Annotated in this window: 23 protein-coding genes; all 23 read left to right on the forward strand. The window is 30.4% G+C overall.

Annotated features, from left to right (window positions below):
• Window positions 1-75: 75 nt before the first annotated feature.
• The 23 genes from pseB (at window position 76) to rfbA (ending at window position 22,292) form a co-directional block, all read left to right on the forward strand.
• Complete coding sequence (gene pseB / locus ACRASX_RS07405) at window positions 76-1,086, forward strand: UDP-N-acetylglucosamine 4,6-dehydratase (inverting) (RefSeq protein ID WP_432222926.1); 1,011 nt, start codon at window positions 76-78, stop codon at window positions 1,084-1,086.
• Window positions 1,086-2,243, forward strand: coding sequence for a UDP-4-amino-4,6-dideoxy-N-acetyl-beta-L-altrosamine transaminase (gene pseC / locus ACRASX_RS07410; protein WP_432222927.1), 1,158 nt, complete (start codon window positions 1,086-1,088; stop codon window positions 2,241-2,243). Before pseB ends, pseC begins: the two co-directional genes overlap by 1 nt.
• The gene (locus tag ACRASX_RS07415) at window positions 2,227-3,069 is read left to right on the forward strand and encodes an aldo/keto reductase (RefSeq protein ID WP_432222928.1); all 843 of its coding nucleotides are present in this window, start codon (window positions 2,227-2,229) and stop codon (window positions 3,067-3,069) included. The genes pseC and ACRASX_RS07415 overlap by 17 nt, the downstream gene beginning before the upstream one ends.
• Before the next feature lie 2 nt (window positions 3,070-3,071).
• Window positions 3,072-3,854 carry an SDR family oxidoreductase gene (locus tag ACRASX_RS07420; RefSeq protein ID WP_432222929.1) on the forward strand — a complete coding sequence of 261 codons (783 nt, stop codon included), beginning with the start codon at window positions 3,072-3,074 and terminating at the stop codon, window positions 3,852-3,854.
• Window positions 3,832-4,686 carry a cytidylyltransferase domain-containing protein gene (locus ACRASX_RS07425; RefSeq protein ID WP_432222930.1) on the forward strand — a complete coding sequence of 285 codons (855 nt, stop codon included), beginning with the start codon at window positions 3,832-3,834 and terminating at the stop codon, window positions 4,684-4,686. Before ACRASX_RS07420 ends, ACRASX_RS07425 begins: the two co-directional genes overlap by 23 nt.
• Window positions 4,673-5,665 (forward strand): GNAT family N-acetyltransferase, encoded by a 993-nt coding sequence (locus ACRASX_RS07430; RefSeq protein WP_432222931.1) that lies wholly within the window; start codon window positions 4,673-4,675, stop codon window positions 5,663-5,665. The genes ACRASX_RS07425 and ACRASX_RS07430 overlap by 14 nt, the downstream gene beginning before the upstream one ends.
• Entirely contained in the window at window positions 5,666-6,349 is a 684-nt protein-coding gene (locus ACRASX_RS07435) for a formyltransferase family protein (RefSeq protein ID WP_432222932.1), read from the forward strand.
• Window positions 6,327-7,037, forward strand: coding sequence for a PIG-L deacetylase family protein (locus ACRASX_RS07440; RefSeq protein WP_432222933.1), 711 nt, complete (start codon window positions 6,327-6,329; stop codon window positions 7,035-7,037). The genes ACRASX_RS07435 and ACRASX_RS07440 overlap by 23 nt, the downstream gene beginning before the upstream one ends.
• 5 nt (window positions 7,038-7,042) lie before the next feature.
• On the forward strand, window positions 7,043-8,080 hold the full coding sequence (gene pseI, locus ACRASX_RS07445) for a pseudaminic acid synthase (protein ID WP_432222934.1): 1,038 nt from the start codon (window positions 7,043-7,045) through the stop codon (window positions 8,078-8,080).
• Window positions 8,081-8,084: 4 nt separating this feature from the next.
• Entirely contained in the window at window positions 8,085-9,110 is a 1,026-nt protein-coding gene (locus ACRASX_RS07450; RefSeq protein WP_432222935.1) for a sialidase family protein, read from the forward strand.
• Between the two features lie 26 nt (window positions 9,111-9,136).
• The gene (locus ACRASX_RS07455; RefSeq protein WP_432222936.1) at window positions 9,137-10,519 is read left to right on the forward strand and encodes a hypothetical protein; all 1,383 of its coding nucleotides are present in this window, start codon (window positions 9,137-9,139) and stop codon (window positions 10,517-10,519) included.
• Between the two features lie 13 nt (window positions 10,520-10,532).
• A complete protein-coding gene (locus ACRASX_RS07460) occupies window positions 10,533-11,957 on the forward strand; it encodes an oligosaccharide flippase family protein (protein ID WP_432222937.1) in 1,425 nt (474 codons plus the stop codon).
• Window positions 11,958-11,962: 5 nt separating this feature from the next.
• Window positions 11,963-13,048, forward strand: coding sequence for a glycosyltransferase WbsX family protein (locus ACRASX_RS07465; protein WP_432222938.1), 1,086 nt, complete (start codon window positions 11,963-11,965; stop codon window positions 13,046-13,048).
• A 1-nt stretch (window position 13,049) separates the two neighbouring features.
• On the forward strand, window positions 13,050-13,901 hold the full coding sequence (locus ACRASX_RS07470) for a glycosyltransferase family 2 protein (protein ID WP_432222939.1): 852 nt from the start codon (window positions 13,050-13,052) through the stop codon (window positions 13,899-13,901).
• Window positions 13,902-13,926: 25 nt separating this feature from the next.
• The gene (locus tag ACRASX_RS07475) at window positions 13,927-14,775 is read left to right on the forward strand and encodes a hypothetical protein (RefSeq protein ID WP_432222940.1); all 849 of its coding nucleotides are present in this window, start codon (window positions 13,927-13,929) and stop codon (window positions 14,773-14,775) included.
• A gap of 122 nt (window positions 14,776-14,897) precedes the next feature.
• Entirely contained in the window at window positions 14,898-16,130 is a 1,233-nt protein-coding gene (locus tag ACRASX_RS07480; protein WP_432223076.1) for an O-antigen polymerase, read from the forward strand.
• Window positions 16,127-16,843, forward strand: coding sequence for a glycosyltransferase family 2 protein (locus tag ACRASX_RS07485; protein ID WP_432222941.1), 717 nt, complete (start codon window positions 16,127-16,129; stop codon window positions 16,841-16,843). The genes ACRASX_RS07480 and ACRASX_RS07485 overlap by 4 nt, the downstream gene beginning before the upstream one ends.
• A gap of 29 nt (window positions 16,844-16,872) precedes the next feature.
• Window positions 16,873-17,616 (forward strand): glycosyltransferase family 2 protein, encoded by a 744-nt coding sequence (locus ACRASX_RS07490; protein ID WP_432222942.1) that lies wholly within the window; start codon window positions 16,873-16,875, stop codon window positions 17,614-17,616.
• Window positions 17,586-18,509: an NAD-dependent epimerase/dehydratase family protein gene (locus tag ACRASX_RS07495; RefSeq protein WP_432222943.1), complete on the forward strand. Its 924-nt coding sequence runs from the start codon at window positions 17,586-17,588 to the stop codon at window positions 18,507-18,509. Before ACRASX_RS07490 ends, ACRASX_RS07495 begins: the two co-directional genes overlap by 31 nt.
• A 362-nt stretch (window positions 18,510-18,871) precedes the next feature.
• Window positions 18,872-19,774, forward strand: coding sequence for a hypothetical protein (locus ACRASX_RS07500; RefSeq protein WP_432222944.1), 903 nt, complete (start codon window positions 18,872-18,874; stop codon window positions 19,772-19,774).
• 97 nt (window positions 19,775-19,871) lie between these two features.
• Entirely contained in the window at window positions 19,872-20,420 is a 549-nt protein-coding gene (gene rfbC, locus ACRASX_RS07505; RefSeq protein WP_432222945.1) for a dTDP-4-dehydrorhamnose 3,5-epimerase, read from the forward strand.
• 101 nt (window positions 20,421-20,521) lie between these two features.
• On the forward strand, window positions 20,522-21,385 hold the full coding sequence (rfbD, locus tag ACRASX_RS07510) for a dTDP-4-dehydrorhamnose reductase (RefSeq protein ID WP_432222946.1): 864 nt from the start codon (window positions 20,522-20,524) through the stop codon (window positions 21,383-21,385).
• A 37-nt stretch (window positions 21,386-21,422) separates the two neighbouring features.
• A complete protein-coding gene (gene rfbA, locus ACRASX_RS07515; RefSeq protein WP_432222947.1) occupies window positions 21,423-22,292 on the forward strand; it encodes a glucose-1-phosphate thymidylyltransferase RfbA in 870 nt (289 codons plus the stop codon).
• The last annotated feature ends 203 nt before the right edge of the window (window positions 22,293-22,495 follow it).

A 22,495-nucleotide genomic window follows, 5' to 3' on the forward strand; every position in this document is an offset into this window, starting at 1 on the left:
AAAAATCTAAAAATTTATAAAGATTTAGTTAGATATAGAGATAACAAACAATTTAAATTTTAACAAATAAGAAACATGTTAAATAACAAAATAATTCTCATTACAGGTGGTACTGGATCTTTAGGGAAAGCGTTAACAACACATATATTTGCAACTTATCCTTCCGTGAAGAAGTTAATTGTTCTTTCTAGAGATGAGCAGAAGCAATTTCAAATGGCTCAAGAATTCCCTACTAGCAAATACCCTCAAATCCGTTTTCTCTTAGGAGATGTTAGAGACGAACAGAGGTTGATAAGAGCTTTTCAAGGAGTAGATTATGTAATTCATGCTGCCGCTATGAAGCACGTTCATTTAGCTGAATATAATCCCGACGAATGTATAAAGACAAATATTGGTGGTGCGCAAAATGTAATTCATGCAGCTATGCAGACTAGCGTGCAAAATGTAGTAGCGTTATCAACAGATAAGGCATGTGCACCAATTAATTTATATGGAGCAACTAAACTTACTTCTGATAAATTATTTGTTGCTGCTAATAATATTAAAGGATCTAACCCTATAAAATTTTCAGTTGTACGTTACGGGAATGTTATGGGCTCTAATGGCTCTGTAATTCCTTTCTTTTTAAATAAAAAGAAAGAAGGAAAATTACCAATTACTGATGTTTCGATGACCCGTTTCAATATTTCGCTTCAAGGAGGCGTAGATATGGTTATGCATGCTATGGAACATGCTTGGGGAGGAGAAATATTTATACCAAAAATACCGTCATATAAAATTACTGATGTCGCTGAAGCTGTAGCTCCTGACTGTTCTTTAGATGTAGTAGGAATTAGACCAGGTGAAAAAATTCACGAAGAAATGATTACTGCTTCTGATTCATTTTACACCTATGATTTAGGTAAATATTATACTATTTTGCCTTCTGTTCCTAATTTTAAATTAAACGACTATTTAGATCATTTTAACGCAAAATTAGTACAGCAAGGATTTAATTATAATTCGGGAACCAATGATGATTGGGAATCAGTCGAGTCTTTGAGAGATTTAATTAAAGAACATGTGGACGCTAATTTTGAAGTGTAATGGTAAATAAAATTATTCCTTACGGACGACAAGATATCACTCAAGATGATATTAATGCTGTAATAGAAACGTTGCAATCTGATTTTTTAACTCAAGGGCCTAAAATTAAGGAGTTTGAAGAAAAATTTGCTCAATATGTAGGTGCGACATATGCAGTAGCCGTTAATAATGCCACAGCAGGACTTCATATTGGAGTTATGGCACTTGGTTTAAAAGAAGGTGAAAGAGTAATTACTACTCCTATTACTTTTGCTGCATCTGCAAATTGCGTGCGATTTGTTGGAGGAGAAGTTTGGTTTGCAGATATTGATAGAGAAACTTATTTATTATCTCTTGAAAAAACAAAGGAACTTATTGAAAGTAAACCGAGAGGTTTTTTTAAAGGAATTATTCCTGTCGATTTTGCTGGCTTGCCAGTAGATTTAGAAGCTTTTAGAGAATTAACAATTGAACATGGATTGTGGCTATTAGAAGATGCTTGCCATGCACCAGGTGGTTGGTTTTTAGATTCTAAAAAGGAGAAGCAATTTTGTGGAAATGGTGTATATGCAGATGCCGCTGTTTTTTCATTTCATCCAGTTAAACACATTGCTTGTGGAGAAGGAGGAATGGTAACCACTAATTCTGAAGATGTTTACCAAAAGTTATTGCTTTTGCGTTCGCACGGAATAACAAAAGAAAATATGTCTGAGAATCATGGTGGTTGGTTCTACGAAATGCAAACTTTAGGGTTTAATTACAGACTTACTGATTTTCAAGCTGCTTTGGGAATCTCACAATTATCAAGAAACGAGCAAGGTGTTGCAAGAAGAAATGAAATTGCAAAGCAATATAAAGATGCTTTTGATGGTAAAATTAAATTTCAGGCCTTAAACGATAATAGTTTAAATGCACATCATTTATTTGTGATAGAAGTAGAAGACAGAAAAGGATTATATGATTATTTACATAAAAATAATATAAATGCTCAAATTCATTATATCCCTGTACATCAATTGCCTTATTATAAAGGTATCGGTTATAATGATTCAGATTTAAAATACGCAGAGAATTATTATTCGAAGTGTATCAGTTTGCCGATGTATCCGACATTAAGTAACGAAGAACAGGAATTTGTTATTTCATCGGTATTTGAATTCTATGACGGAATTATCTAAAATAGGAATTGGTTCGGTTCAGTTTGGTTTGCCTTACGGAATTTCAAATACTACGGGACAAACTTCTGAGGAAGAAGTATCTAAAATTTTTAAAGTAGCTTTCACTAATGGTATAACTATCATAGATACAGCTACATCTTATGGTAATTCTGAAAGCGTTATTGGAAAAAATGGAGGTGAAAAATTTGATATTGTTACAAAGTTTATGCCTTCTTCATATGGTATCTCTGTTATAGATCAATTCGAGCAAAGTCTTATAGGTTTAGGTATTAGTGAATTGTATGGTTATTTAGCTCACCGTCCATTAGAGTTGATTTCTAATAAAAATGATTGGAGAGTAATCCAAGATCTTAAAATAGAAAAAAAAATAAATAAAGTAGGGTTTTCATTAAACGATCCGAAAGAATATTATCAACTGATAGAAGCTGAAATTTTTCCCGATATTATTCAAGTTCCTTTTAATTATTTTGATTCTCGTTTTAAAGAAATTTTGATAGAGTTAAAAGAAAATGGTTGTGAAATACATACTCGTTCCACTTTTATGCAGGGATTATTTTTTATGAATAAAAATAATCTTTCTGATTTTTTCAAACCATTATTTACTGAATTAGATTATATTCAAAGTATAAGTAAAAATGAATTGAGCTCTTCTCTGTTAAAATATGTTTTAGAACAACCTTTTATTGATAAAGTTATTTTAGGAATTGAAAATGCTAATCAATTGGAAGATAATATTAAAGGTTTATCATTTGCAATAGATTTAAAACCGATTTCAAAACGTTTTTCAGACGAGTTATTAATGCCTATGTATTGGCCAAAAATATAGTTATGGTTTATACTTTTGATTTAAAGAAAAAAATAATTTTGATTACTGGTGGTTATGGATATTTAGGTAAAGCTATTACTGAAAGTCTGTTGTTTCATAAAGCTACCGTTTATGTTTTAGGGAGAAATGAAGTAAAATTTGATGTAGCCTTTGAGAATAATGAGTTCCATTCTCAACTTTTTTTTGTTAACTGTGATATATCGGATTCGGATTCTATTTCTTTTGCTTTTAAAAAAATTTTTGAAAAAGAAGGTAAGATCGATGTAATCATTAATAACGCATTTTATAGTAAAGGACAATCTCCTGAATTGATGACAGATAATGAGTGGGAAATCGGAATTGATGGAACATTAAATAGTGTATTTAAAAGTATTAGAAACATTATCCCCTATTTTAAAGAATCTAATGGAGGTAAAATAATTAATGTTTCTTCGATGTACGGTATTGTAGCTCCTCAATTTGATGTTTATAATGATTTCCCAGAGTTTTTAAATCCCCCACATTATGGGGCTGCAAAAGCTGGGGTTATTCACATGACTAAATATTATGCTTCCTATTTAGGGAAATATAATATCAAAGTAAATGCAGTAAGTCCTGGACCGTTTCCTTCTAATAATGTTCAAAAAGTAACAGGTTTTATAAAGGCTTTAGAGTCCAAAACTTGTTTAAATACAGTTGGGAAACCTGAAGATTTAGCAGGTGCTTTTGTTTTTTTAGCTTCTGATGCTTCCAATTATATAACCGGTCAAAATATTATAGTCGATGGTGGATGGACTTCAAAATAAGAAAATAGCCTTTATTATTCAGGCTCGAATGCAATCTACTCGGTTACCGGGCAAAATCTTGTTACCTATGCCAATAGGTAGTGATTTTTGCTTGTTAGACCAAATTATTATAAGTTTAAAGTCATCAAAAAGAGATGCGAGTATTTATATAGCTACTTCTGAAAATGTAGAAAATGATGTATTAGAAAAAATAGCAATTGTTAATGAAGTTAACTATTTCAGAGGTTCAGAAAATGATGTGTTAAGTCGTTTTATTTCTATTATTGAGCAGAATTTTATTGATGTTGTGGTTCGATTGACAGCTGATAATCCTGTAGTTGATGTAAGTTTATTGGACGAAACTATTGATTTTCATATTAAAAATAAAAAGGAATATACAAATACGGTTGGATTGCCTTTAGGTATGAATTTTGAAGTTATTGATGCTAATGCTTTATTGTCCTTAAAAAATAAAAATCTTACGAGCCAAGATAAAGAACATGTGACTTTGTATATTAAAAATTCGAGCGAGTTTACTTGCGAATCATTCAAAATTGGATTGCAAGACAAGTATAATAATGTTCGCGTTACTATTGATTATCCTTCTGATTATTTAGTAGTGTCGAGTCTTTTCTCATTGTATTCGATCACCAAAATTCCTTTAGGATTAAGAATGATTGAGTATGTTGTTGATAGGTTTCCTTTCTTGTTTGAGTGCAATCAGTCTAATATTCAAAAAGATAGCTGTAAAACATTAGAAGAAGAAATTGATTTTGCTATTCCTATTTTAGAAAAATTAGAATTAACTAGGCTTGTGAATGTTTTTAAATCTAAAATTCATGAAGGAATATAAAATATTAAATAGACAGCGATTTGCTGATGGAATTTACTCTATTTTGCCATTAAGGTTTGAGGATCGGATGCTTATAATGAAGTGGCGGAATGAACAAATATATCATTTGAGACAGAATGAGCTACTTACTTTAAAAGATCAAAATGATTATTTTGCTACAGTAGTCGCAAAACTTTTTGAACAAAATGAACCAAATCAAATTTTATTTTCTTTTTTAGAAAATGATGTCTGTATTGGCTATGGTGGTTTAGTTCATATCAACTGGACTGATAAAAATGCGGAGATTTCTTTTGTTATGAATACCAGTTTAGAAAAAGATTTTTTTCAATTTCATTGGAAAAATTATCTGAGACTAATTCAGAAAGTTGCTTTCGAAGAATTAAAGTTTCATAAAATATTTACTTATGCTTTTGATCTCAGACCGCATTTATATAGAGCTTTAGAATCTGCAGGCTTCTCTAAAGAGGCAGTTTTAAAAGAGCATTGTTTTTTTGATGGCGAATATCGCGATGTAATCATTCATTCTAAAAAAAAGAATGATAGTATAGAATTATGTTTGGCAACATTTGATGATGCGCAATTATTATTTGATTGGGCAAACGATAAGTTGGTACGACATAACTCATTAAATGTTGAACCTATATTGTTGGATAGTCATTTAAGATGGTTAAGTCATAAATTGAATTCTCAATCCAAAATTTATTTATTGCGTTTTAATAAAACTTCAGTTGGGCAAATTAGATTTGATTTTATAGATGATTTTTGGTTTATTGATTATTCTATAGATGAAAAATATAGAGGTAAAGGTTTTGGAAAGATTCTAATTGAGTTAGGTATGCTAAACTTCAGACAGGGAGATGCTTTTAAAGCTGTTGTCAAAAAAGAAAATATATCTTCTTTAAGAATTTTTCAGAAATTAGGTTTTGAAGGTCTTGAGACAGATTCTAATATTATTACTTTTGTAAAAAAAATAAATTAAATGAACCGATTTATAGTTTTATCTGAGAAGAAATGGCATGAAGAAGCATTTTTTAATCTAAAGAAAGAATTTTCTGAAGCAAATTGGATTCATATTTTTAAAAAAGAAGATTTTAATTATGAGAATTTACAATTGATTAATCCTACAAAGATATTCATACCACATTGGTCATATATTATCCCTAGTGAAATTTATGATAATTTTGATTGCATTGTTTTTCACATGACTGATTTGCCTTATGGTAGAGGAGGTAGTCCTCTACAAAATCTAATTGTAAGAGGCCATAAATCAACTAAAATATCTGCTATAAAGGTTCAAAAAGGTATTGATACAGGTGATATTTATATAAAGGATGAGTTGAGTTTAATAGGTAGTGCACAAGATATTTTTAAGAGATCTTCTGAGGTAGTATATGTAATGATTGAAAAAATTATAAAAAATAATATCATTCCGATTCCACAGGTTGGTGAAGCTGTTGAATTTAAAAGGAGAAAACCTGAAGAGAGTAATTTAGAATTCTTAGAATCGTTAGAAAATGTCTTTGATTATATCCGAATGTTAGATGCTGATGGTTATCCTAATGCTTTTCTGGAAACAGAATTTTTAAAATTTGAATTTTTTAATGCGGAATTAGATAATAAACAAAAAAGTATAGATGCCCATGTTAGAATTTCTAAGAAATAAAAAAATATTAATTGTAGTTGCCCACCCTGATGACGAATTATTAGGATTAGGTGCTACAATGAATAAATTAGTAAATGAATACAATGTTAAAACTCATGTTATTATTTTGGGCGAGGGGATAACTTCACGATCAGATTCAAGAGATTTGATTAAATGGGAGGAACAATTACTAACTCATAAGATGAATATTGATAATGCTAGAAAAGCTATTGGATATCATTCTGTAAAAGCATATGATTTTCCAGACAATAGATTTGATTCTGTTGCATTGTTGGATATTGTTAAAGTAATTGAAAAGGAAAAAGAGAGTTTTATACCAGATATTATTTTTACACACCATGGAGGTGATTTAAATATTGATCACCAAAGAACTTTTGAGGCTGTCATGACTGCATGCAGACCCATGTCTCATGAAACTGTAAAAACCATAATAACATTTGAAACACCATCTGGAACAGAATGGCGTGCTAACACAGATCCTCGTCATTTTTTGCCTAATTTTTTTATAGCAGTGAGTTCGGATAATTTAGAAGCGAAAATAAAAGGAATGGAAAGCTATGAATTTGAAAGTAGAACTTTTCCTCATCCTAGATCTCCGGAAGCACTAAGAATTCAAGCACAACGTTGGGGCATAGCTGTGGGAATGAGCTACGTAGAAGCATTTAATATTGTTAGATCAATAAATTAATTATTATGAAAATTGGAAATTTTAAATTCAATAAAAATTCAGAAGTCTTTATAATTGCTGAATTATCAGCTAATCATAACGGTAGTATCGACACTGCAATTGAGACTATAAGAGCTGCGAAAAGAGCTGGTGCAAATTGTATTAAATTGCAAACTTACACTGCAGACACTATGACCATTGAGTGTGATAAAGAAGACTTTATTATTAAAGGAACTATCTGGGAAGGCGCCAATTTACATAAATTATATCAAGAAGCTTACACTCCTTGGGAATGGCATAAGCAATTGTTTGAAGTTGCTGATGAAGAAGGCTTGGTTTGTTTTTCTTCGCCTTTTGATAAAACAGCAGTAGATTACTTAGAAGTACTCAATGTTCCAGCTTATAAAATAGCGTCTTTTGAAATTACCGATATTCCATTAATAGAATATGTCGCTTCGAAAGGGAAGCCAGTAATTTTATCTACAGGAATAGCAACAATTGAAGATATTGAATTGGCTTTAGATGCTTGTCATAGAATGGGTAATCATGATATTGCCTTATTGAAATGTACTTCTAGTTACCCAGCTCCAATTGAAGAAGCCAATATGTGTATGGTTAAAGATTTGGCAGAACGTTTTAATGTTATAAGTGGATTGTCTGATCATACATTGGGAGCTACTGTTCCTGTTGTTGCCACTTGTTTTGGGGCAAAAATTATTGAAAAACATTTTATTTTAGATCGTTCTATTGGTGGCCCAGACGCTTCATTTTCAATGAATGAGCAAGAATTTACGGAAATGGTAAAGGCGGTTCGCGAAGCAGAAAGTGCGATTGGAGTAGTTGATTATAAGTTGACAGAGAAACAAGAGAAGGGTAAAGATTTTTCCAGATCATTATACATTGTGGAGGATATAAAGGCAGGTGAAATAATTACGGAGAAAAATGTAAGATCTATTAGACCAGGTTTTGGAATGCACCCAAAATATTATCAGAAAATATTGGGAAAAAAAGTCACTTCTGATCTGGAAAAGGGTGACGCAGTAAAATGGGACTATATAAACTAACATTATGAAAAGAATATTAGTAAGTCTGATTTTCGGCTTTCTTTTTTGTACTTCTTGTACTTCACAAGATGAGGATGATAAACAATCAATTCCAGTTCAAAAGATAACAAATGGTAATGGTAAACATCAGGCTTTTACAGATTTAACATTCTTTGAAAATCATTTTTATTTAGTTTTTAGAGAGTCAGATTCACATGTCTTCGGTGCAGATGGAATTATTAAATTACTGAGGAGTTCCGATGGTAAAAATTGGAAAGTAGTTAAAGAGTTTAATGTTTTAGGAGTTGATCTAAGAGATCCAAAGCTGAGCATTAATGATAAAAAATTAATGTTATATATACATGGAGCGACTTACGAGAATAATAAAAATATTAGTTCGTTTGATTATGTATCCTATTACTCTAATAGCAGCTGGCAAGATTTAAAAAGTGTCACGCTAAATAGTGCAGGAATCTCCACTACAAAAATTCAAGGAAATGAAGCTTGGCCATGGCGAATTACATGGTTTAATAGTAAAGCTTATTCAGCTGGGTATAATTTGAATGGGATTTTTAATTTGTACGTTAGCGAGGATGGAGAGTCTTTTACGAAAAAAAATGTTATTAGACAAAGACCTAATGTTCCAAATGAAGCCACGATTCGTGTAAGTAGTGAGGGAGAATTTTTTATGCTTGCACGAACATTCGGGAGTGCACAATTAGCAAGATCAAAAAATCCAGAGTTGACCTGGGAATGGTTTGGGGAGATTAATATCGATAGTTTTGGAGGCCCGAATTTTTTATTAGTGAAAGACAATAAAATGTTAATTTCGGGAAGAGAGGGTGAAAGATTAATCTTAGGGGTTTACGATTTAGAGTCAAATAGGTTTAAAAAGCTTGTGGAACTTCCAAGTGGAGGTGATTGCTCCTATCCAGGAATGCTAATTAAAGACAAAACGCTTATGATCAGTTATTATTCATCTCATGGCGATAAAAAAGGATCATCAATTTATTTTGCTAAAATTAAGTTAGAAGATTTAAAAATAGACTAGTATAAACTTAAAGCAAGAAGTTAATAATGTTTTTAAATAAAGAAGAAAATTCTAAACTTGAATTTTATGAAAATTTTTTCGAGTTTGAAAACACGTATAAAGTATTTGATTTAAATACAGAGAGAGGATTTCCATTTTGGGATATCTTAAGGTATAATATTTTTTTAGAACTACTTTATGGTGATAAAATTAATGTTTTTGAGAAAAGATCTGTACTTAGTAAATTAAAAGGACGCATAAAAATTTCAGTAAAGCTTTTATCATCCCTCTGTAAGCTTTTCGTATTACAGTATCAAGATTTTTTCTTGTCAGAATCGAGAATAAAAGATGACAAAGAACTTCAATTTGATAGTTACTTCGACCAAGTTTCATCGCTTATTGGAAAAAATATTTATTATGAACTAAATTCCCCTACTCTAAAATATAAATATTACGAACGAAGAGTTTTTGATGTTAGAGTTATATTTCGAAAACTTGGAATTTTTACAGCTGCAATTTCAGACCAGGAAAAGAAAAATTTAAATACAATAGTAAATGATATTGAATCTTATTTTAATCAAAAAATTGATTGCAAGAAATACAAGTTATTATATGAGGACTTCTTATTTGATTATAATTTCTATCATTTTATATTGAAATTTAAAAAGATAAAGAGAGTTTTTATAGTTCAAAGAGGTTTACAAAAAGCTCTTTTTCTCGCGGCAAAAGATTTAAATATTCCAACTTTTGAATTTCAACACGGTGACATTGTTAAGTCTACACTGTTGTATAACTATTCCTCATTACAGAACATAAATCTAAATAGTATTTCATTTTCAAGATACTTGCTAACTTTCTCAAAATTGTGGACCGATAATAAAAATATACCATCCAAATGTATAGAAATAGGAAACGAAGAATTATCAAAAACAGTAAAAAAAAGCGTATGTAATAAAAATATAGTAATAATTTCTTCTCCTCAGTATTCTCATATTCTAAAAACTCTTGCTATCGATATTTCACTAAAGTATCCAGATAATAGAATTTTATTTAAATTGCACCCAATGGAATATATATTATTTGACAAATATCTAAATATATTTAAAAATTATACTAATATTAATTTAATAGCAGATCAGTCAAATATGTTAGATTTGATGCGAATTTGTAATAATTTCGTTGCAGTTTATTCTACAGCTGTATATGAACTTATCCAAAATAACAAAAACATCCATATATACAAAAAAATGGATTATAGAAAGTTCGAGCATACAACTGATATTCCAAATATTTTCTTATTTGAAAATATAAATGATTTCTCATTACAAAAGGAATTAAAATTAGAAACAAATCGCACTCATAAATATCCTGTTTTTTTCAAAAAATTTGATGTGGAGAGTTTTCTAAATGTAATTAGTAATCAAAAATAACCCTACGTTAAAGGTGCAAGAAAGCAAACAATTAGTTAAAAATACCACTATATACGCTTTGGGAGATATTATACCAAGGCTATTGGGTTTTATTTCTTTTCCTATTTTAACATCTTACTTAACACCTGCTGATTATGGTGTAGTAAATTACGTAAATACATTAACAACTTTTATGTTAGTGTGTTCTTTTTTGTGCACTAATACTTATTATTTGGTTTTTTTTTACCGATGTGAAAATGAAATTGCTCAGAAGAAATTATTAGGTAATCTTTCTACTTTTGTTATTGGATTCAATATATTAATTGTCCTATTCTTTTTACTGTTTGGGGAATATTTGTTTGGTTTTTATGAAAGCAATATTCCATTTTATCCTTATATTATTATAGGTGTATTAACTAATTTTTTTGCGATCTTCTCTATCTTACCTTCTGCATTGTATAGGTTATTAGAAAGACCTATGTTTTTGACTGTTTTAAATGTATCTAGAGGACTTATTTCTTTAGTTTTAACTATTGTTTTAGTAGTTTGTTTTGGTTATTCCGCGTTAGGTGTACTCTATGCTAATTTAGTTGTAAATGCTGTTTATGCAGTTGTGTTTTTATACACTACGCGCAATTATATTATTTGGAATTTTAATATAAAACAGCTGAAAACTGTTTTAATTTTTTCACTGCCACTTGTACCTGGTTCACTAGCTTATTATGTTACGACTATTTCAGATCGTGTTTTAATTGATAAATATTTAAATCTAAATGATTTAGGGATTTATAGTACGGCAGCAACGTTAGCGCTTATATTAAATGTTTTTTCATACGGGGCATATAAAGCATTTGAACCTTTCATATTTAAAAGTTGGGGCGGTGAGAATTTTTTAAATATTTTTGAAAAAATAAGAAATAATTTTGTTTATATTTTATTATTGGGTGCGGTAAGTTTGTCAATATTTTCAAAAGAATTTTTTCAGGTAATGTCAGGCGTTAAATTTCATGGTGCGTATTTTTATGTACCAATGATTATAATAGGAGTTTACTGCTCATCAATAAAAATGCTATACGGTACTGTAGTTACCGCAAAAGGTAAAACTAAGGTCAATTCGTTAATCAGCATAATTGGAGCCGTAATAAGTATTGTATTAAACGTTCAATTGCTGCCAAGGTTTGGATTAATTTCTGCAGCTTTAGTCTCTAGTTTAGCCTTAACGACAGAATGTTTAATATTAATTTGGTATGCAAAATTAGAAATTGAGAGAATTAGACCTGTTTTAGGTTTTATTTTAGGAGTACTGACAATATTCTTATTTGTTTATCTTATAGATATTGATAATTTCTTTGCATCAATTTTTATTAAAATAATTGTCCTATCAAGCACAGTGTTTTTACTGTCAAAGATATTAGCAGTGAATCCATTTAAAATGATAAAAGGATTAGTCAAAAAATAAAGTACATGAATACAAAAGCCAGAGTAATAGCATTTTATTTGCCACAATATCATCCAATACCTGAAAATGATGTATGGTGGGGAAAGGGATTTACAGAGTGGACAAATGTAGGTAAAGCTAAAGCATTATTTAAAGGACATTATCAGCCAAGAGTACCTGCAGATTTAGGTTATTATGATTTACGTGTGGCCGAAACTCGTAAAGCACAGGCTGATATGGCTAGAGAGCACGGAGTTGAAGGGTTTTGTTACTGGCATTACTGGTTTGGTAATGGGAAGAGATTGATTGAACGACCATTTAATGAAGTTTTAAGTTCTGGAGAGCCCGATTATCCATTTTGTTTAGCATGGGCAAACGAAACTTGGAAAGGTTTTGCTCATGGTATGAATAATAGAAATGTTTTAATCGAGCAGTTTTATCCTGGCATCGATGACTATACAGCTCATTTTTACGAAGTTTTACCAGCTTTCAAAGACAAAAGGTATATTGAGATACAAGGCAGACCTGTGTTTATGATATATAAGCCGCTTGCTAGCAGTGAAGTTTCGATATTTATTGCGACATGGAGAAAATTAGCTATTGAAAATGGATTGAATGGTATTTATTTTATTGGCCATTGTAATAATTTAGAAATAACTGCAAAACAGCTTTTGACATTAGATCTTGATGCTGTAAATACGGTAAGGCTTGATAATTATTTAGTCAATTATAGATCTTTTACAGAAAAAGTAATTTCGAAAGTAAAAAAAATGTTCAACGGAGTTCCATTGACATATTCTTATAAAAAAATGTCCAAAAGATTTTTAAAACCTGAAGAGGATCAGTTAGATAATGTTTTTCCAAGTATTATACCTGGTTGGGATCATACTGCAAGAAGTGGTAAAGAGGGATTAGTAATAACAAATTCAACTCCCGAAAACTTTAAGGTTCATGTGAAGCAAGTTATTGAAATGGTATCTCATAAAAAGAATGAAAATAAAATAGTCTTTATTAAATCTTGGAATGAATGGGCGGAAGGAAATTATATGGAACCTGATTTAAAGTACGGTAAAAAATATTTAGAAGCTTTAAAAGATATTTTAGCACAGTGATATGATGAATTCCTTTTTTCCAACTGTTTCACTTATTATTCCTTGTTATAATAATGAGAAATATATCAAAAAAACACTAACTTCGGTCAAAGAACAAACATATAGTTCTTGGGAGTGTATCATTATAAACGATGGCTCGACAGATAACTCTGAAGAAACGATTTTAAACTATATTGAAGGTGATCCGAGATTCACTTATAAATATCAAGAGAATCAAGGTGTTTGTACGGCAAGAAATTCTGCCATAAAAAATTTTTCCAAAGGGAAATATATTTTGTGCTTAGATGGAGATGATCTTATTTCAAAAAATTTCATTGATGAAACTGTAGAAATATTGGAAAGCAATACGAATGTTATAATTGCAACCTCAAAAATACAGTTCTTTGGGAGAAGCAGAGGCAACTTTAAGGTGGCTTCTTATGACATGGCTACATTACTTGCTGAAAATCAATTGGTAATAACGTCGTTATTTCGAAAAGATGATTTTGACAAAGTTGGTGGATTTAACAACAATATGAGTGAAGGGCTTGAAGATTGGGATTTTTGGATTTCCATTCTCAAAAACAATCCTTCAGGCCAAATTAAAAATGCTCCTAATGCATGTTTTTACTACAGACTTTTAAATGTATCAAGAAATAATCAAATAACGGAAGATAAAGAAAAGAGATTGAGATACCAGCTATGGGAAAATCATAAAGAGCTTTTCTCACTCTATTTTGTTGATCCAACTAAAAGTTTTGAGTTCAGAAAATATTCAAATTCTATTGAATATAAATTGGGAAAAATAATTTTGGCACCTGTCAGAAAGTTGAAATTTCACTTCGTTTCTTTTAATGAATTTCTATTTAATTGAACTAAATAAATATGTTTGTACAAGAATGAATGATAAGGGTATATATATAGTTATAGTTCTATATAAGACAAAACTGGAAGAATCAAAAACAATAATTTCTTTACAGGAATGTTTAGTAGGGAATATTTCAATATTGGTATTTGATAATAGTCCAAAGTCGCAATATGAAAGTAACAATTTTGTATTTAATAAATTTAACATTCTTTATCATCATGATTCAACTAATCCTGGACTAAGTGGTGCATATAATTATGCATTGTTTTTAGCAAAAAACACAAAAAGCAGATGGTTGATGTTATTAGATCAGGATACAATAATAACAAAGGATTATATTAATGAAATTGAAAATTTAAATTTTAATGAAATATCAAATAGGGTTGTTGCAATAATTCCAACAGTTGTTTCTTTGTCGCACAATAAAATTATAGCCCCTGTGAAGGTTTTAATTGGCGGCATTTTTAGACCAGTCACGCTTTCAAGCGGAGAAGTTAAGGATAAAATTAGCGGTATTAATTCTGGTACACTTTTGAGAACTTCCTACCTGGATTCTATTGGTGGATTTTCGAAGAACTATACTTTGGATATGTTAGATCATTGGTATTTTAGAAAGATTTTTAAAGATAAAAAAAGCATCTATTTATTAAGAAGCAATATTCTTCAAAATTTATCTATTGATAGCGGTTTTGAAGAAAATGTTTCGTTCAATAGATATAAGCAAATGTTAAAAGCTGAAAAATTATTTGTCCAGGAAGATGGCTTATTGAGCAGGTTCGTCTATAAAGCAAGGTTAATTTTTAGGTTATTGAAACAGATTACATATCGAAATAAAGATTATTTCAAGTTGACATTAAAACACGTTTTTATAACACAATAAATTTCTTCTAAGAAAGTTTAAGCTTTTAATAATCAAAGTAAAAAATGAAAAAATTTCCAGCTTTTATAAAACAAATATTTTTTTGTTTGCTGATAGGTTTGCTTTTAGTTTATAGATACACAATGATTGGAATCCAGAACGACCAAATAATAAATTTTTCTATTTATTATTGTTATGCTAGTTTTGCATTAGTACTTTCAAATATTAGATATAAAGCAATTATTAATCCAATTTCAATTTTTGTACCTTTCTTATACTTGCTCTCTTATAGTTTTTTACAATTATCATCAGAACAGTTCAGTTATTCGCCAAAAACATTTTTAATAATTAACTGCTCTATAATTTTATATTTATTTTTTGCAACATTAAATTATAATTCGGTTCCTGTTAAGATTTTTACATTCAATAATGATATAAGGCAAAAACTACTGTGCTTTATTTGTTTAATGGCATTATTTACTTTTGCAGTAGAATGTTACGTGTTTGGCTTTATTCCTATTTTAAATATTACTAATGCGGATCTTTATGGAGAGACAAATGAAAAATTGGTTCCCTTTCTGCACTATTTTATTCTTTTAAATCCTTTGCTTCCGACTTGGGCATATATTTTTCTTAAAGAAAAAATTATTTCAAAAAAAGAATTCAAATTCATTTTGTTTATTTCCTTATTCATTTTACTCAATTATCTTAGTAAGCAATTGTATTTATTGTTTGGAATCTCTTTTTTTGTTACTTATACTTTTTATAATAGTATAAATGTAAAAAGTCTGGTAAAGGCGTTAGGAGTTATGGTCTTAGTCCTAGGTGCAGTTGGATTTGTACGTTTAGATTCTGAACTTACTATGTCTGCGAATGAATTTTATCGTGCGATTGCTGGAATTGATAATGAAAATATTTCTATTTTGGAAGCCGTATTTGTAGAGTATAGTTCTAAACGTTTTTCGGTTTTAGATCAAATGGTGGAGTATAGTGATTATATTTCTTTTTTAGGTTATGGGATCTATACGTTCAGACCTTTTACTTCCTTTTTTTTATTAGAAAAAATTGGTATAATTCAAAGAGTAGTCGAGTTGAATTCAGAATCAAGGGTAGGGACATTTTTAATTGATCCTTATTTAGATTTTGGAATTATTGGAGTGGTATTGCTAAATGCCTTCTACGGTTATCTAGCAGTTCGTTATTACAATCAGTTTAGAAAGAAGTATCCCGAAGCTGCAGTAAAATTTGCCATTATTATATTCTGTATATTAATGGGTATGTTTGTTAATTATTTTAACTCAATGTTAATTTGGTTAGGGCTCATTATCAATAAAATTATATTAGGAAGTCTTAGTCCAAAAAAAACAATTATATGATTTCAGTATGTATGGCTACTTATAATGGAGAAAAATTTATAAAAGAGCAATTAAAATCCATTCTACAACAATTAGGAGATAAAGATGAAGTGATAGTTAGCGATGACGGTTCTTCAGATAAAACATTAGAAATAATTAAATCATTTAATGATGACAGAGTAATCATATTCAAAAACGCATTTAAAAATTTGGTTTTAAATTTTGAGTTTGCATTAATGCAGGCGAAAGGTGATTATATATTTTTATCAGATCAAGATGATGTCTGGTTACCCAATAAAATTAAGGTTTGTACAGAGAATTTAAGATCTTTTTCACTTGTAGTTTCAAATTGTAAAGTAGTAGATCAGGATTTGCAAATTATTAATAATTCTTTTTTTGAATTAAATAATTCGAAAAAAGGATTACTTTCTAATGTATTTAAAAATTCTTATTTAGGGTGTTGTCTCGCTTTTAGAAATGAAGTTTTGCAAACTGCTTTGCCTTTTCCTAAGTCAATTCCTATGCATGATATTTGGCTTGGTTTCGTTGCTGAACTTTATTTTAAATCAAAATTCATTGAAGAGCCTCTTTTGTTATACAGAAGACATGGTAAAAATGAGTCACCAACTGCTGAAAATTCGCCATATAGTTTATTTCAAAAATTTAAATTTCGATTTGATATTATTAAAAATTTGCCAATTCTTTTAAAAAGAAGGACTCAATCTCATCATTAAAGAATTTTCAGTTCGTTAAAAAATTATAAATGAAAATTACAATAATTACCGTTTGTTACAATAGTGCCAGAACTATTGAGAAAACAATTCTGTCCGTTGCAAATCAAACATACAAAAATATTGAATACATTATTGTTGATGGAAGTTCAAAAGATAAAACTGTAGACATAATAGAAAAATATCATACTGTTATTTCTAAGTGGATTTCAGAATCAGATAGAGGACTTTATGACGCAATGAATAAAGGCATTGCAATGGCGACTGGTGATTTGATTGGTATTCTAAATTCTGATGATGTTTTTAATAATGAGTTTGTTCTTGAAGAAATGGCTAATTTTCATCAAAAAAACACAATAGATGCTTCAGTTGGAAATATTCTTCAGCATAAGGAGAATGGTAAAATTATAAGATTTTATTCTTCGAAATATTGGATTCCAGAAAAGTTAAAAATTGGTTTTATGCCGCCTCATCCCTCTATTTTTTTAAAAAAAGAGCTCTTTAACACATTGGGTAATTATGATTTAGGATTTAGAATTGGTGCTGACTATGAGCTTATTACTAGATTCTTTTTGAAAAACAATATTACATGGAAATATTCGGGAATTACTACAACTGCAATGCTTGTGGGTGGATTGAGCAGTTCTGGCTCAGACTCATATTCTTTAATTACCAAGGAAATTCAAAAAGCGCTTAGCATGAACGGTCTAAAATTTTCGCCATTGAAAATACAATGTCGGTTTTTATGGAAAATAATTGGATTTTTGAAGAAATGAAAATAACAATTACAGGAGCGACAGGTTTTGTTGGGTCTAATCTTCAAAGTTATCTTAAAGAGAATTATCAAACTAAATCATTAAGTGCACGATACATTCCAAATCAAACATTCAATATAGATGGGGATGCAATTATTCACTTAGCAGGCAAAGCTCACGATTTACAGAAAGTGTCGGATCCAGCAACATATTACGATGCCAATTTTGAGTTGACCAAACAATTGTTTGATTGTTTTTTAGTTTCGGATTCATCGATTTTTATTTTTATGAGTACTGTAAAAGCGGTGGCTGATAGAGTAGCTGGAATCTTAACGGAAAATGAAATTCCAACCCCTAAAACACATTACGGTATTGCCAAACGACAAGCAGAGGCTTATATTTTATCCAAAGAATTACCAAAAGATAAAAGAGTTTACATTCTAAGACCTTGCATGATTCATGGGCCAGGAAATAAGGGAAATCTAAACTTATTGTATAAATTGGTTTGCAAAGGAATGCCTTGGCCGTTAGGAGATTTTGAAAATAAGCGCTCTTTTCTAAGCATAGAAAATCTTTGTTTTGTTGTCAATGAGTTATTGGATAACGAAAACATTGAATCTGGTATTTATAATGTCTCAGACGATGAAGCGCTCTCAACAAATGAATTGATAGCTATTGTAGCTCAAAGCATCGGAAAAAAACACATGATTTTAAACATTAAATCAACTTGGATCAAAAGAGTAGCGAAAATTGGAGATACTTTTCGATTGCCACTTACTTCCGAGCGACTGCAAAAGCTTACTGAAAATTATCTTGTGAGTAACGATAAAATTGTAAAAGCAATGGGCAAAAATTTACCAATAAATAGCCGTCAAGGTCTTATAAATACATTTAAGTCATTCAAAAGCATATAATAATGCATTACAATTGTATTTTTTTCAAGTAGAATAAATGATAGTTAATTCTACTAAAGTCAAATATTGTTTTGAAGTTATGTTTATAGTAGCTGCTATTGCCTATGCTTTTTGCAATTTTATTCTTCTAAAATAATGGGTGCAATTGACGATGGAGCTGGGCATAAAGAAATTCAAATTTTAACTTCGAGTCGTATATTGGTACATATAACTTTATTTTTACTGCTTTTTTTTATAAGATGATTACACTATTGTTATTATTATTACTTACCTATTTGAGCTTTTATTTTGCTTGCTTAGCAAATCCTAGTGCTAAAATGAGGTTCATTTACGCAGGTTTATTTGTCATAATCTCATTCTTGTTGAGAGCAATAATAGATATCGAATTGAGTAATGACTATTTCCTATACTATAATTTCGAAATTTTTCATCAACCTAGCGGTTTTCTTTCTTATTTAATAAACGAGCCATATCTATTTGCAGTTTATTCATTTTTTAATTGCTTACTAGAGGACAAAACAGATGTTTTTAGTGCAATGTTCTGGTTTAATTTTCTGCTAAGTACTGCATTCTTTGTATGGTTAATCTTTAGAAATGATATCGAAGCATGGAAGAAAATACTTCTATTTGTAGTACATTATTTTTTGTTTGGCTATGTTTTACTTCGAAATGGACCTTCTTACCTATTATTTGCTGTATTTTTTTATTATACTTTTAGAGATCAAAAATTCAATTGGATTTTATTGACCCCATTTATGCATATTAGTTCTAGTTTAATGTTAATCACTTATTTTCATAAATGGAAGCATTATTTTAAAATGCTGCTGGCGGTGCCAATTATCGCTTTCTTATTCTATTTAATTTTAAAATATTTGTTATCAGAAATTATAGCATTTGATTCGATTAGGTCTAAAATTGAAATATATTCACAAGGAATGCCGTTAATTGGGTACATGCACATACTCTTTTTTTTATGCATTGCCGGTTTGGTTGGTTTAGGTTATATAATTTACAAACGTAAAATGCTTCATCCAATATTGGTAACAACCTTTCTTTTTTACTGCGTAACTTTTTTTATTAATCCTATTGTAGCGCATCGTTTTTCGCCCTACCTACTTTTTGCGCTATTATTATTTCCATTCGATAAAATTAAAAATGATAAAGCTGTTTTGACTATCAATCGACTTAGTGTTTTGCTTTTTCCTATGTTTGTCTATTTTTTATACCAGACACATCGTGTAACAATTTTTGAAGATTTTCTTTAAAAACAATCAAGCGATTTACCGAAAAGATCACTTTTATCTAATTCCATTTTCGGATTAAAAACAATAAATAATTATTAAAAATAATATCTAATATAAAATGACTGTAGAAAAAACCCCAATCCAAGATTTAGTTATTATAAGCCCAAATGTATTCAACGACGACCGCGGATACTTTTTCGAAGCTTACAATAAAGCAAAATTTAATGAGAATGGAATTATGTATAATTTTATTCAGGACAATCAATCTTTTTCTACTAAAGGCGTAATTCGTGGTTTGCACTTGCAAATAAATCCTTTTGCACAAGCCAAATTAGTCCGCGTGCTGCAGGGAGAAATTCTCGATGTTGCCGTAGACTTACGTAAAAATTCGCCAACTTACGGGCAGCATTTTAGTGTTGTTTTGAGTGCCGAGAATAAAAAACAATTGATGGTGCCGCATGGTTTTGCACATGGCTTCTCCGTGTTAAGTGAAACGGCATCGGTACTGTACAAAGTCGATCAGCTTTATGATAAGGAAAGTGAAAGAGGCATTAGGTACGATGATCCTACATTAGCTATTGACTGGAAAGTGGAATCGTCAAAGGTTATTGTTTCTGAAAAAGATATAATTTTGCCTGGTTTTGATGCTATTGATTGGGAGTTTTAATTAGTAACAAGTGAGGCGTTACTGTGAGTGGCGCATTATAGTTATGCTTGGCTGCGAATACTGAGTGGTTAAGAGTTATGTGAAATGAAAAATTTATAATTGTGAAAAAAATATTAATTACCGGAGCCAATGGTCAATTGGGATCCGAATTGAAAGTCTTAGCGGAAAAATACCCGGAATATGAGTGGATTTATACCGATAGAGAAGAATTGGATTTATGTAATTTAACAAAGCTGGAAACAGAATTGGATGATATAAATCCGCAAATTATTATCAATTGTGCTGCGCATACAGCAGTTGATAGAGCAGAATCTGAACTTGAATTGTCAGATATTTTAAATCATAAATGTGTCGAAATTTTAGCAAAGTGGAGCGCGGCGAATGGCTGTCAATTTATTCATGTGTCAACCGATTACGTTTTCGATGGAACATCAGCGATTGCTTTGACTGAAGAAGCAGCTGTTAATCCTATCAATGTTTATGGAAAAACAAAATTAGCGGGGGAAAACGCATGTCTAGAGAACAATCCAGATGCCATCGTCATTCGTACGTCTTGGGTTTATTCAAGCTACGGTGCTAATTTTGTTAAAACGATGTCGCGACTAATGCAAGAGCGAGATGCGCTAAGTATTGTAAATGACCAGATCGGAAGCCCTACCTACGCAGCTGACTTAGCACAAGCAATTATGGTAATTCTTACCAGCTCAAATTGGAAACCTGGAATTTATAATTTCTCCAACGAGGGCGAAATTAGTTGGTATGAATTTGCATTAGCCATTCAGGAAATAGGTGGATTTAAATGCGGAATTAGTGGCATTCCGAGTTCGGCTTATCCTACGCCCGCTACAAGACCAGCCTATTCGTTGCTAGATAAATCTAAGATTAAAAATGTATATGAAGTAGCTGTACCATATTATAAAGACAGTTTGAAAAAATGCATGCAATTGTTAAATAATGTCACTTAGTAAAACATTTTAATATATTTAATTTAAAATAAAAAAAATGAAAGGAATAATATTAGCAGGTGGCTCAGGAACAAGATTACACCCATTAACCTTAGCAGTTAGCAAACAGTTAATGCCTGTATACGATAAACCCATGATTTATTATCCATTATCAACTTTATTAATGGCAGGTATTCATGAGATATTAATAATTTCAACGCCACACGATTTGCCTCATTTTAAGAAATTATTAGGGGACGGTAGTGCTATAGGATGCCAATTCAGTTATGCTGAACAACCCAATCCTAATGGCTTAGCGCAAGCATTTGTAATTGGAGAAGAATTTATAGGAAACGATAACGTCGCTTTAGTTTTAGGAGACAATATTTTCTTTGGAACCAATATGCAACAACTGTTAAAAGAGAATTCAAATCCAGAAGGCGGAGTTGTTTTTGCTTATCACGTTTCTGACCCGGAGCGTTATGGTGTCGTAGAATTTGATGACAGTAAAAAAGCGATTTCTATTGAAGAAAAACCTATAGAACCCAAATCAAATTATGCGGTACCCGGATTGTATTTTTATGATAATTCTGTGGTTGAAATTGCTAAGAATATTAAGCCAAGCGCTAGAGGAGAATATGAAATTACGGATGTAAATAAAGTCTATCTAGAGCAAGGGAAACTAAAAGTTGGTATTTTAAGTCGCGGCACCGCTTGGCTGGATACGGGGACTTTTAATAGTTTAATGCAAGCAGGACAATTTGTTCAGGTTTTAGAAGAACGTCAAGGTTTAAAAGTGGGTTGTATTGAAGAAATTGCTTGGAGACAAGGTTTTATCACTTCAGACCAACTACGCGCTTTAGCTGAACCCTTAAAAAAATCTGGCTATGGGGAATATTTAATCAATTTGTTGAAGTATAGAATTTAGGGGGAATGAAGTAAGTGTTAATTATTAATTATTAAGTGTTAATTATTAAGTAGTGAGTAGTAAGTGTTAATTATTAATTATTAAGTAGTGAGTAGTGAGTATTAATTATTAAGTATTAATTAGTGAGTAGTAGTTAATTAGTTTTGAATAGTTAGTATTAATTATTAAGTGTGAGTAGTAGTTGGTAACTCCTATATCACTTT

The organism is Flavobacterium sp. TMP13 (assembly GCF_050847115.1).
Lineage (GTDB): Bacteria > Bacteroidota > Bacteroidia > Flavobacteriales > Flavobacteriaceae > Flavobacterium.

Coding starts and splice junctions, on each gene's coding strand:
- pseB (WP_432222926.1), top strand. CDS start 76: ATGTTAAATAACAAAATAATTCTCATTACAGGTGGTACTGGATCTTTA.
- pseC (WP_432222927.1), top strand. CDS start 1,086: ATGGTAAATAAAATTATTCCTTACGGACGACAAGATATCACTCAAGAT.
- ACRASX_RS07415 (WP_432222928.1), top strand. CDS start 2,227: ATGACGGAATTATCTAAAATAGGAATTGGTTCGGTTCAGTTTGGTTTG.
- ACRASX_RS07420 (WP_432222929.1), top strand. CDS start 3,072: ATGGTTTATACTTTTGATTTAAAGAAAAAAATAATTTTGATTACTGGT.
- ACRASX_RS07425 (WP_432222930.1), top strand. CDS start 3,832: ATGGTGGATGGACTTCAAAATAAGAAAATAGCCTTTATTATTCAGGCT.
- ACRASX_RS07430 (WP_432222931.1), top strand. CDS start 4,673: ATGAAGGAATATAAAATATTAAATAGACAGCGATTTGCTGATGGAATT.
- ACRASX_RS07435 (WP_432222932.1), top strand. CDS start 5,666: ATGAACCGATTTATAGTTTTATCTGAGAAGAAATGGCATGAAGAAGCA.
- ACRASX_RS07440 (WP_432222933.1), top strand. CDS start 6,327: ATGTTAGAATTTCTAAGAAATAAAAAAATATTAATTGTAGTTGCCCAC.
- pseI (WP_432222934.1), top strand. CDS start 7,043: ATGAAAATTGGAAATTTTAAATTCAATAAAAATTCAGAAGTCTTTATA.
- ACRASX_RS07450 (WP_432222935.1), top strand. CDS start 8,085: ATGAAAAGAATATTAGTAAGTCTGATTTTCGGCTTTCTTTTTTGTACT.
- ACRASX_RS07455 (WP_432222936.1), top strand. CDS start 9,137: ATGTTTTTAAATAAAGAAGAAAATTCTAAACTTGAATTTTATGAAAAT.
- ACRASX_RS07465 (WP_432222938.1), top strand. CDS start 11,963: ATGAATACAAAAGCCAGAGTAATAGCATTTTATTTGCCACAATATCAT.
- ACRASX_RS07470 (WP_432222939.1), top strand. CDS start 13,050: ATGATGAATTCCTTTTTTCCAACTGTTTCACTTATTATTCCTTGTTAT.
- ACRASX_RS07475 (WP_432222940.1), top strand. CDS start 13,927: ATGAATGATAAGGGTATATATATAGTTATAGTTCTATATAAGACAAAA.
- ACRASX_RS07480 (WP_432223076.1), top strand. CDS start 14,898: ATGATTGGAATCCAGAACGACCAAATAATAAATTTTTCTATTTATTAT.
- ACRASX_RS07485 (WP_432222941.1), top strand. CDS start 16,127: ATGATTTCAGTATGTATGGCTACTTATAATGGAGAAAAATTTATAAAA.
- ACRASX_RS07490 (WP_432222942.1), top strand. CDS start 16,873: ATGAAAATTACAATAATTACCGTTTGTTACAATAGTGCCAGAACTATT.
- ACRASX_RS07495 (WP_432222943.1), top strand. CDS start 17,586: ATGGAAAATAATTGGATTTTTGAAGAAATGAAAATAACAATTACAGGA.
- rfbC (WP_432222945.1), top strand. CDS start 19,872: ATGACTGTAGAAAAAACCCCAATCCAAGATTTAGTTATTATAAGCCCA.
- rfbA (WP_432222947.1), top strand. CDS start 21,423: ATGAAAGGAATAATATTAGCAGGTGGCTCAGGAACAAGATTACACCCA.